The organism is Carnobacterium sp. (assembly GCF_032094055.1).
In the GTDB taxonomy this organism is placed as follows: Bacteria; Bacillota; Bacilli; order Lactobacillales; family Carnobacteriaceae; genus Carnobacterium_A.
On record NZ_DAMDAK010000082.1, the window covers coordinates 8,100 to 11,113 of the forward strand.

At 37.6% G+C, this 3,014-nt stretch carries 2 protein-coding genes; both read right to left on the minus strand.

Going from position 1 to position 3,014, the window contains the following annotated elements:
• Positions 1-22 precede the first annotated feature (22 nt).
• Complete coding sequence (locus RT405_RS11100; RefSeq protein WP_313469699.1) at positions 23-1,690, minus strand: polysaccharide biosynthesis protein; 1,668 nt, start codon at positions 1,688-1,690, stop codon at positions 23-25.
• A gap of 193 nt (positions 1,691-1,883) precedes the next feature.
• Positions 1,884-3,014, minus strand: a 1,131-nt coding sequence (locus RT405_RS11105; RefSeq protein WP_313469701.1) for a class I tRNA ligase family protein, incomplete at its 5' end; no start/stop codon positions are given.

The following is a 3,014-nucleotide window of genomic DNA, read 5'->3' on the forward strand; positions in this document are numbered from 1 at the left end:
AGCTGCTAACTAGTTCTTGCCATTATTTGATTCTTAATTTCCTTCTTAATCCTGCTACTCGACTGCCTAGTAAACGATCAGCTAGTCGTACTTTCAAAGTAGCGTATAAGTAAAAAATCCCACCGACTGTTGCTGAAACACCCATATTGATCAATGATCCCATCCGGTCTTTAGAGTCAATAAATTGATACATTCCTTTTTGTACAAGGAAAACAATCAACGCCATGGCGGAGGTTATCAATACCATTAATAAAATACGTCTAAACAATCGATTGAAGTCTAAGTGTGTCATTTTATAAATAGTACGAAGCATTAAGTAAATCGTTACGCCAAAACCAACCATATTTGAAACCAGCATCCCATAGGTGTGGAAAAGATACAGCAGTGGAAATTGTGTAACTAATTTAACTACTAAGCCAACTACCATTGCGCCTAGTGCTGGTTTTGTTTGATTGGCTGCTTGGAGTGTTGACCCCAGTAAGACAAACAGCCCCAGAAAAATACTCATATAAGAAGACAATTGTAAAATATTTGTCCCAAAGGCGCTATAACCATAAAAAACGGTATAGAGTGGTTTTGAAACTACTGCCATCCCAATTGCAGAGGGCAGCATAATGAAGAAGAACAATTGTATGCTGTCGCTTAACTGATTTCTTACATCTTTCATTTTATCTTTAGCTAGTAATTCTGCAATCAAAGGAACAGAAGTAATCGCCATTGAACTGGCTAAAGAAATAACAATCATAATGAGTTTGTTTGCATTTCCTGCAGCAACGGCATAATTATTTTCAATTTGCTTCGCTGTCATCTCACCGACTCTGTTCATGATCGGTGCAAATGTAAATTGATCAATCAGTTGAAACAGTGTGATTCCTGATGCGATAATAGTGAAAGGAATCGCTGTTTTAATAATGGATTTTAAAATATCATTAGTCGAAACTTGTATTTTGTTTTTACTATTGGCCACATGAAAATCCAACTCGGGCTTTTTGCGCCAAATGATATACAGCAAATATAAAATACTAAATAAAGCTCCGATAAATGCTCCAAAAGTAGAAGCAGATACAGCATCAACTACTTCTCCATTCATGACAATCCGGATAATGTATACTGCCGCCAACATAAAAATAACGCGGCCTAGCTGTTCAATGAATTGTGAAATAGCAGATGGTGCCATTGTATTGTGACCTTGAATAAAGCCACGAGTGACACTCATACAAGGGATAATCAATAACGCCCAACTTAAGGAGCGAATAACTTGTGTCCCATCACTTACTGAAGCAGTTGGACTATTAGCAGCAATAAATGGAGCAATCAAATACATGACCGCTGCTGAAACAATTCCTGTGATCGCCATCAGCTGTAGTCCTTTTTTATAAATGTCACGACTAACTTGGTATTCCCCTAAAGCATTGTAATAAGAAACTTGTTTAGCGATAGCAGATGGTACGCCAGCTGTTGCAATATATAAAAATAATGCATAAGGGGTATAACCTACCATATACAAGGCGTTTGCAGAAGTCGCTACATCTTGTGTCCCCATCCAAGCCATCCAAGGGATAATATATAACGCACCTAAAAGACGAGATAAAATACTGCCGCCTGTCATCCAAGCAGAGCCGCTGACCATTTTGTCTCGTGAACTTTTTTCCTCAACTTCTCTATTTTCGTTTATAGTATCATTTGACATTTTCCATACCCTACTCTCATACTTTTATGTACTAATGTTCATTCTACTTCTTTACCATTTTGGTTGCAATGCCTTTACTGGCAGTCGCCATGATATTTACCAAAACTTAATTTTCTCTTTTGCTTTTATCTTTTTCTCCAAAAGAAGAGCTGCTGTTTTAGTAACCCAGCAGCTTCTACTCTTCTATCTCCTATTAGTTTGCAACAATATTAACTAATTTCCCAGGTACTACGATCACTTTTCGAATCGTTTTTCCGGCAATAGCATCTTTTATTTTTTCATTATTCATAGCCAAAGCTTCTAGCTCATCTTTACTAATTTCTTTTGCTGCTTGAGTTTTAGCTTTCAGTTTCCCGTTTACTTGAAAAACAACTTCAATTTCATCTTGAACTAAGAACGCTTCGTCATATGTTGGCCAAGCTACATAAGAAATCCCAGCTTCGCTTCCTGTTAACATCGCCCACAGTTCTTCACCTAAATGAGGAGCTACAGGTGCTAATAATTGGACAAAACCTTTGACGTAGTCAACTGGCAAGGCTTTAGCTTTATAAGCTTCATTTACAAATACCATCATTTGAGAAATAGCTGTATTAAAGCGAAGGTGTTCAAAATCTTCGGTAACTTTTTTAACTGTTTGATGGTAAACTACATCTAAGCTTCCATCATTAAAAGTTGTTATGCGATCGCGAACTTTCCCTTCTTCATCTACGATCAAACGCCAAACGCGGTCTAAGAATTTGCGGCTACCTTCTAGTCCATTTTCGCTCCAAGCAATAGATGCATCTAAAGGCCCCATAAACATTTCATACATACGCAAAGTATCCGCACCATATTTTTCTACCACATCATCAGGGTTTACCACATTGCCTTTTGATTTAGACATTTTTTCGTTGTTGTCTCCTAGAATCATTCCTTGGTTAAATAATTTTTGGAATGGTTCTTTATTTGGAACAATACCAAGATCATATAAGAATTTATACCAGAAACGCGCGTACAATAAGTGCAATACCGCATGTTCTGCTCCGCCTATATAAATATCTACTGGCAACCATTCTTTTAATTTTTCAGGATCAGCCAACATTTCTTTATTTTTCGGATCAATAAAACGCAAGAAGTACCAAGAGCTTCCAGCCCATTGCGGCATCGTATTTGTGTCACGACGTCCTTTCAAACCTGTTTCAGGGTCTTCTACATTGACCCAATCTGTGATATTAGCTAAAGGCGATTCGCCCGTACCACTTGGTTTTATTTGCTCTGTTTTAGGCAGCAATAAAGGCAGTTCTTCTTCTGGTAAAGTTGTTGCAGTTCCATCTTCCCAATGAAT